Origin of the sequence: Citrobacter sp. HN-141, from assembly GCF_033341895.1 — a bacterium.
Classification (GTDB): Bacteria; Pseudomonadota; Gammaproteobacteria; order Enterobacterales; family Enterobacteriaceae; genus Citrobacter.
In genome coordinates, this window is sequence record NZ_JAWPBF010000030.1 from 20,719 (window position 1) to 28,241 (window position 7,523).

At 47.6% G+C, this 7,523-nt stretch carries 7 protein-coding genes and 2 pseudogenes; 5 read left to right on the forward strand and 4 right to left on the reverse strand.

The features are described 5' to 3' along the window. Positions 1-2,208 carry an AAA family ATPase gene (locus RYZ59_RS23260; RefSeq protein WP_001162839.1) on the reverse strand — a complete coding sequence of 736 codons (2,208 nt, stop codon included), beginning with the start codon at positions 2,206-2,208 and terminating at the stop codon, positions 1-3. A 436-nt stretch (positions 2,209-2,644) separates the two neighbouring features. Then, a pseudogene (locus RYZ59_RS23265) lies at positions 2,645-2,869 on the reverse strand (hypothetical protein); the annotation flags it as partial. Between the two features lie 138 nt (positions 2,870-3,007). Between RYZ59_RS23265 and istA the strand changes: the two are divergent. Together istA and istB are read left to right on the forward strand one after the other, a co-directional pair. Beyond that, a complete protein-coding gene (gene istA / locus RYZ59_RS23270; protein ID WP_286547878.1) occupies positions 3,008-4,030 on the forward strand; it encodes an IS21-like element ISSen3 family transposase in 1,023 nt (340 codons plus the stop codon). Next, a complete protein-coding gene (gene istB / locus RYZ59_RS23275; RefSeq protein WP_001531258.1) occupies positions 4,027-4,809 on the forward strand; it encodes an IS21-like element ISSen3 family helper ATPase IstB in 783 nt (260 codons plus the stop codon). The genes istA and istB overlap by 4 nt, the downstream gene beginning before the upstream one ends. Before the next feature lie 303 nt (positions 4,810-5,112). Here the strand turns inward: istB and relE are convergent, their stop codons facing one another. Further along, on the reverse strand, positions 5,113-5,400 hold the full coding sequence (gene relE, locus RYZ59_RS23280) for a type II toxin-antitoxin system mRNA interferase RelE (protein WP_000323025.1): 288 nt from the start codon (positions 5,398-5,400) through the stop codon (positions 5,113-5,115). Beyond that, a complete protein-coding gene (gene relB / locus RYZ59_RS23285) occupies positions 5,400-5,639 on the reverse strand; it encodes a type II toxin-antitoxin system antitoxin RelB (RefSeq protein ID WP_000534857.1) in 240 nt (79 codons plus the stop codon). Before relB ends, relE begins: the two co-directional genes overlap by 1 nt. 24 nt (positions 5,640-5,663) lie before the next feature. Here relB and ydfV point away from each other — a divergent pair. From ydfV to RYZ59_RS23300, 3 genes and pseudogenes are all read left to right on the forward strand, one after another. Then, positions 5,664-5,774, forward strand: a pseudogene (gene ydfV / locus RYZ59_RS23290) (protein YdfV); the annotation flags it as partial. Positions 5,775-5,980: 206 nt separating this feature from the next. Further along, complete coding sequence (locus RYZ59_RS23295; protein WP_000550473.1) at positions 5,981-6,130, forward strand: hypothetical protein; 150 nt, start codon at positions 5,981-5,983, stop codon at positions 6,128-6,130. A gap of 43 nt (positions 6,131-6,173) precedes the next feature. Beyond that, entirely contained in the window at positions 6,174-7,247 is a 1,074-nt protein-coding gene (locus RYZ59_RS23300) for a hypothetical protein (protein ID WP_000557466.1), read from the forward strand. Positions 7,248-7,523: the final 276 nt, after the last annotated feature.

Below are 7,523 nucleotides of genomic sequence, written 5' to 3' on the forward strand. Positions count from 1 at the left end.
TTACGCCCAGTAGTTCACAACGCCATCATTCGATTCAGCCGTTTTAACTAAACGCTCTATCGATTTGGTGCATGAAAACTCCGCCGCTATTTCTACTTGGTTGTCCAGCAGCGACTCAAGGCGAGGTAAGAATACACGGCTAACAAGCTCAGCTTTACTGTAATCACCCACTTGCTTATCGCCATCAAATGTGAATTTTGGTAGCACCTTATGAACGATAAAGTTGTTGATGGCCAGAGACTTATTATCGTTTACATCGCTAAATAAACTTACATAGTTAAGCCCTTGTCGAATAGTTCGCATACCAAATTCCACGCCAAGCGGGTCGAAAACATCGCGGTTTAAAGTCGTAAATAACTCGCAGAATTCATTCAAACGTTCAAATTTCGGATAAGGGGTACGCTCACCAAGCTCTTCAATATCAAACACTAGCGGTAAAGTAACGTCGTCGAGCCCGTAAGAGTCAATCTCATCAAAAATAGCATCCCAGTCGGTCAGCAAAGGACTCTTGAACTTCATCACGTGTGCACGATCAAGTATTTTTGGTGAGAGGTAATGGGTTGTTTCGTCGATGTTGATAGCACCAATAATTCTTACGTTCGCTGGAATCGTGATTGACGAAGGCGTGCCGAGAACACCTGCCAACATACGTCTGATATCACCGTGGTATTTAATCAGTGAGTCTTTATCGCTAAAGCCAAACGCGCGCTTCATTTCAGCGTTAATTTCTTCATCTTGCATGAGCGCAACGAAGTCCACGATGCCATTTTTGCTGAACTTTTCTTGCGCGTTAGAAATGACAGAAACAACCCCTTTTAGCTCGGCAAGAACGTGTGCAGCTTCATCATCCGAGTAAAGTTGAATGGTCGGTTGCTCGTTACGCTCCTCTAGCTTAGAAAGAAAGTCGGCAAAGTAATATTCCACTCGGGCAAGGTTCATTTCGTCTAAACAGATGAAGTATGGGATATCTGGGTTTTGCTTAGCCTCGATCAATGCCTCAAGAAATGGTGTCGCCAAATATTTCTTCTCTAGGGGATTGTAATAGCCCAGCAAATCTTCTGAACTAGTCCAGTTAGGCTTAACCGGAATGATCTTAGATACCCCACCAATAGCCTTGGCAAACGACTGAACCAGGTTTGTTTTGCCTGAGCCTGAGTCCCCCGCCAGAATGATGAGATCATTGGTGCGAATAAGCGTTAGGAAGTTCTCGATAATATGGCGAGGGTACAGGATGTCTCGTTCTTTGAGGTACGCTTGAATGTAAGAAACTGCATCGCTGTAGTTTGAATAAAGGGCTTGTGAAAAAGAGATATGTTCACCACGCTCCTTATTAGACAAGGGGCTTCCAACAAAAAAGTCGAAATCTTCCTCATCCAAAAACTCAAAACTCTTCAGGAAGATGGCTTTCTCTTTGATGAAATCTGTTAGTTTCTCGACTTTTCTTGCCATACTTTCCTCTACTTTTCGGCTCTTTTCGATAATGACGTCTAACTCAGCTTTGCTTTCCTGAATCTTCAGATTTAGCCGATGATTATCATTATTTAGTTCTTCATTTCTCTTGATTGAGCTTTCAAGCTCTGTCGTTGATGCTGTGATTTTATCCTGTGTACTTTTGAATGCGTCTGACAACTCCGCCAACTTGTCAGTCATATCCTGTTGTTTTTCTTGCAACGCTGCCTCTAACGCTTCTGTTTCTGAGGCGATTTTATGTTTAACGCGCTTAACTTCTGCGTCATAAATAACTTTGCGTAGCAGTGTTTCATCTTCATTTTGAATTAGGGCTTGCCGATCTAAATTAGGTAATGCATCGGGCAGATAGGTCAAACGCTCAACCGTCTTATCATTGACGGCTAATAGAAATGGGTTGTTTTTTTTAGCTCTTTGCGGGATGGATGCTAACATCAGTTCACAAGCAACCATCCCTTTAGTGTCATTGCCTAACACTATTTTTGCTACTGATGGGGTTAAAAACACACCTGATTGCAATTCATGCGAATCAGCCAGAGGGTATTCTATGCTTTGGTTGCCACTAAGAGTTTTTGCGTTACGGATACCAGCCCAGTTCCCTGCCACGTTAATACTCAGTTCACCCCAGACATCAATTTTATGATTTTCCAAGCCCCAACTATCATAAAGGCGTTGGTAAAGCTCTTCATCAGAGAGCCCTTTAACCTCTTCAAGGTTGTAGATAACTTGTTCTAAAGCCATGATTTCTATTCAAACAATAAATAAAGGGATTACCTACGTGTTGCAAACTCAACACATCTACATCTCGAGAAAAACAGGTTTAGTTTTGCTTCTTATCTAGCACTTTTTAGCGAGATAATCACCAACGAGCATTTCAATAAATTCTTTAAGTTCCTGATATTAAACACCATAAGTCTAATATGGCAACAGTTTCTATAATCGCGTTTTGCGAATCCGTGATATGAGCACCAATGTTGACAGTGCCACTTACCACTACACAACTTCATATCGCGTCTACTCTATTGCTAACACTTTCGAGTGATCCGTACCAGCAAAAGTGGACACTTCGCTAAGAAAGTCTGGGGTCAAGTCTTGCAACGTGCACAACGTGCTTTGGCAAGGTCTGCTTTTGGCACATAAGAAATATTCAGAAATTTCGAATACTACATTAGCTCACTCACTTTACTGCAAAAACCGTAACCAACGTTTTCATTGAGTCACCCGAAACCATAACAAAGTGCATTTTGCTACCAACATGCTGCCAAAACTCGGCCTCTTGTGCATATTTTTTGGCTTTTTGGATAGAGGCACTTTCTGGTAACTGGGTTTTAGTTAGCCTTGGGCATAGCAGCTTTGTGCACAAAGCCTTCCAAGGATGCTTAGGTACACCGTCTGAAAGCCGCATTTAATCCCGATGTGCGGCCCTGTGGCTGCGTAAACAGGTTAATGGTGATTGTTACCAACGGTGCAAAACTGATCCACCCCAGCGGTTGAAAATTGATCCAGGGGTTAATCTGCTCCTCTGAATACAGGGGAGCTTATGATCACTTTTGAGATTCGTATGGAAATTAAAGTCCTGCACAAGCGGGGAATGAGTATCCGGGCCATTGCCAGGAAGCTGGGTATTTCGCGCAATACTGTCCGCAGCCACCTGAAAGCCAAATCTGAAAAGCCGCAGTATTCACCACGCCCGGCACCATCATCACTGCTCGATGAATACCGTGATTACATCTCTAAGCGGATCAGCGATGCGCATCCCTACAAAATCCCGGCGACCGTTATTGCCAGGGAAATCATGGAGCTGGGCTATCGTGGAGGGCTTACTATCCTGAGAGAGTTCATCCGTAAACAGACCCTGCCAGCACAGGCAGAACCGGTCGTTCGCTTCGAAACCGAGCCCGGACGGCAGATGCAGGTTGACTGGGGGACCATGCGAAACGGCAAGTCACCCCTGCATGTGTTCGTCGCTGTTCTGGGATACAGCAGAATGCTTTACATCGAGTTCACCGACAACATGCGCTACGACACGCTGGAAGCCTGTCACCGCAATGCGTTCAGCTTCTTCGGCGGTGTACCGCAGGAAGTCCTGTACGACAATATGAAAACGGTGGTGCTGCAGCGTGATGCTTACCAGACCGGGCAGCACCGGTTCCATCCTTCCCTGTGGCAGTTCGGCAAAGAGATGGGCTTCTCTCCCCGCCTGTGCCGTCCCTTCAGGGCGCAGACTAAAGGCAAGGTGGAGAGGATGGTGCAGTACGCCCGCAACAGCTTCTATATCCCGTTAATGACACGCCTGCGTCCGATGGGGATCACCGTCGATGTTGAAACCGCAAACCGTTACGGCCTGCGCTGGCTGTACGATGTGGCCAATCAACGTAAGCATGAAACTATCCAGACCCGCCCCTGCGATCGCTGGGTGGAGGAACAGCAATCCATGCTGGCACTGCCACCGGAGAAAAAACAGTATGACGTGCAGGTTGATGAAAGCCTGATGACCTTCGACAGGCAGCCGTTGCATCATCCGCTCTCCATCTATGACACGTTCTGCAGAGGAGCCGCATGATGGTCGAACTGCAACATCAACGGCTGATGGTGCTTGCCGAACAGCTCCAGCTGGACAGTCTTATCGGCGCAGCGCCGGCGCTGTCGCAACAGGCGGTGGATCAGGAATGGAGCTACATGGACTTCCTGGAGCACCTGTTACATGAGGAGAAACTGGCCCGGCATCAGCGTAAACAGGCGATGTACACGCGGATGGCAGCCTTCCCGGCGGTAAAGACGTTCGAGGAGTACGACTTCACCTTCGCCACCGGCGCTCCTCAGAAGCAAATCCAGTCGCTGCGATCCCTGAGCTTCATAGAGCGTAACGAAAACATCGTGTTGCTGGGGCCATCGGGCGTGGGAAAAACGCATCTGGCGATAGCCATGGGCTACGAAGCAGTACGGGCGGGCATCAAGGTTCGCTTCACAACAGCAGCGGACCTGCTGCTACAGCTGTCCACTTCACAGCGTCAGGGCCGTTACAAAACGACTCTCAATCGTGGTGTCATGGCCCCGAAGCTGCTTATCATCGATGAAATAGGTTATCTGCCGTTCAGTCAGGAGGAAGCCAAGCTGTTCTTCCAGGTCATCGCCAAACGTTACGAGAAGAGCGCGATGATCCTGACCTCCAACCTGCCGTTCGGGCAGTGGGATCAGACGTTCGCCGGTGATGCAGCGCTGACATCGGCGATGCTGGACCGGATCTTACATCACTCACACGTCGTGCAAATAAAAGGGGAAAGCTATCGACTGAAGCAGAAACGAAAGGCCGGGGTTATAGCTGAAGCTAATCCTGAGTAAACAAGGTGGATCAATATTAAACCGTTGGTGGTGGCGGTAAGTGGATCACTTTTTACCCGTTGTTGACAGTGATTGGTTCTTGCAAACCACATGCAAGTTCTATCAGCGTTTCAGTCACGCTCCGAAAGGTACACGGTTATCCTGATAAGGTGTGATCCCTCTGACAATCTGATGACGTCACTACGCTCCGCTTGTTGCTGTATCACCAACGGGGCTTTATGGCTGCAATTGTCTAAATCAGAGGGTGTCAACGCAAAGCAGAAGTGTCACCCTCGGTGCGAAACAGAGATGTCATGCTTTGGTTCAGAGAATGCGTTTGACCGCCTCGCTATATACTTCCGAGCGTTCTCTTTTCCCAACAGAAATCACGAAAACGACAACTTTCTCGTCTATAACCTGGTATACAAGGCGATAGCCTGAAGACCGGAGCTTAATCTTGTAACAATCAGGCATACCACGGAGCTTGTTTGCTTCAATCCGGGGTGACTCAAGTACTTCAACCAGCTTCTTTTTCAACTGTTCACGTACCGTCGAGCCCAGCTTTCGCCATTCCTTTAGTGCCCGCTCGTCAAAATCCAGAAAATACGCCATCAGAGTTCATCCAGCGTCACACGTACTGGCTTAGGCTTACGAAGCCGTTCTTTCACTATCTCCACAAGTTCAGCATCTTCATCACTCAGGAGTGTCTGTTTGAACGGCAAGCGTTCATTGTCAGCGATATACTCGAGCATGAGACGAAGCGCTTCAGAAGGAGTTACGCCCATTTTTTCAAGCGCGGCGTAAGAACGCGCTTTAAGTTCATCGTCAATACGCAGGTTAATGCTACCCATGTCTTACACCTCTTGTAATTACAAATGTCATTACAAGTATCGCACTACAACATGCTTAGGGCAAGTCACGAAGGAAGTCAGAAAGTAGTCGTAAGAACGGTGATCACTGTCCGCTTTGTGCCAGGAGCGGACGTTAAGGGTTTCCAAGGGAGCTATCTAATATGGCATCCACGGTGAACGCATTGCCAGCCGGGAAATGATGCGAATAACTGTGTTTAATTTTATCGAGTGAGATTACAATCGGTGGCGAAATCACTGTGCTGTGGCGGACTCAGCTCGGAATTTATTGAAACTATAACCTCGCTAGGGTCTTGCTCACATTGGGTAGGATCAGTCTTGTAATGCACCTGTTGTATGGCCTTGTTCATCCGAAGATCCTGCAATGGCTGATGGTGCATGAGAAGTTTGAGTGCAATGAGGTCAACACCAAAGTCTTTGCCCTCGATGTGGTGGCCAGCCAGCAACTAAGATTTATCCTCTATACCCACTAATCTCTGCAGCAGCTGCCGGCCCCCCGTGATAACGGAGATCAGGATGCATACACGAACAAAATTACCTGCCCCTCTCGCAGCTGATGTGGCGGCTCTCATTAAGAATGGCATGGATTTTCTGGATAAGGCACGTGAAGAGTTCGAGGCCAAACAGTACAAACACTCGGTAGTTAGTTTCTGGATAGCTGTAGAAATTTTGCTCAAGGTACCCCTTGCCAGCGAACACTGGACGCTGGTCTGCAGCGGTAAAAAAGTATCGCGTAAAAGCTACCTTGCCGGTGATTTTCAGTCGGTGTCCTTTGATGATGTCTGTACCCGGTTGAGGGATATCCTTGAAAAGCCCCTGCCTAAAGAAACCGAAGCTGTGTTTAATACCATTCGCAATCACCGAAACCGTGTAGTTCATTTCTTTCATACAGCTTTTAGTGATTCTGAGGTGGAGACCATTCTGGCTGAACAGGCTCGGGCATGGTTTGCACTGAACCGACTAATGCGTGAAGACTGGCAACAGCATTTTGCTTCACCACACAACTGGGCACTGGCATTAGGTGAAACACAACTCCTGCGAGGCAACGAGTTTTATGCCGAAGCCCGTCTGAAACATATCCAGCCCGAGCTGGAACAACTTGCGACTGAGGGCGCTGAATTTCATCCCTGCACCATTTGCCACAAGCCAGCAGCCATCATGGAAATTCTTGCCGTCGGGAAGAACGGTCCTACCGTTTATGAGCAAACTTGTCGCGTCTGTTTTCACTCAGAGCGCCATGTAAAGTTTACCTGTCCTGAGTGTGATACAGACCAGGTTCTGCCGGTGGAAGAAGAAGATGACGATACCTTCATCTGCCGCACCTGTAACGCAGAACTCTCAAGGTATAACTTGCTTGATGAGGAGAATTTTCGTCATGTGGACGAAATGATGTATCCCGATGGCCTAGCAAATTGCGCTCACTGTGAGGGCCATGAAACGGTCTGTGTGTTTGGCGAGAACTTCCTGTGCACACGATGTCTTGAGATCCATACAGGCTATGATACTTGTGAAATTTGTGGGACTCCCTGTGAAGCAATGGGCGAGACAATGAGGTATACGGGCTGCCCACATTGTGCGGATGAAGACTGAATCGCCACAAATTCAGTAGCCTTCTTTTAGCCTTCAACGTCTGCTCCTCGCTCTTAGCGGACATTAGCATAGGCTATTTACCATAACGCCTCATTACGCGTACCGCTCAGACGGCCTGAGCGCGTTTCTGACGTATCCCCGTTAAAAACAGTAACAAACCACCCGAAAATGCACGCCAGAAACGCTACGTAAGAATCTATGGCACTGTTGCAAATAGTCGGTGGTGATAAACTTATCATCCCCTTTTGCTGATGGAGCTGCACATGAACCCATTCA

Bases quoted from the DNA above. Each gene is read 5' to 3' on its own strand.
- istB (WP_001531258.1), top strand. From the start codon at position 4,027: ATGATGGTCGAACTGCAACATCAACGGCTGATGGTGCTTGCCGAACAG.
- RYZ59_RS23300 (WP_000557466.1), top strand. From the start codon at position 6,174: ATGCATACACGAACAAAATTACCTGCCCCTCTCGCAGCTGATGTGGCG.
- RYZ59_RS23260 (WP_001162839.1), bottom strand. From the start codon at position 2,208: ATGGCTTTAGAACAAGTTATCTACAACCTTGAAGAGGTTAAAGGGCTC.
- relB (WP_000534857.1), bottom strand. From the start codon at position 5,639: ATGGGTAGCATTAACCTGCGTATTGACGATGAACTTAAAGCGCGTTCT.
- RYZ59_RS23295 (WP_000550473.1), top strand. From the start codon at position 5,981: ATGCACCTGTTGTATGGCCTTGTTCATCCGAAGATCCTGCAATGGCTG.
- istA (WP_286547878.1), top strand. From the start codon at position 3,008: ATGATCACTTTTGAGATTCGTATGGAAATTAAAGTCCTGCACAAGCGG.
- relE (WP_000323025.1), bottom strand. From the start codon at position 5,400: ATGGCGTATTTTCTGGATTTTGACGAGCGGGCACTAAAGGAATGGCGA.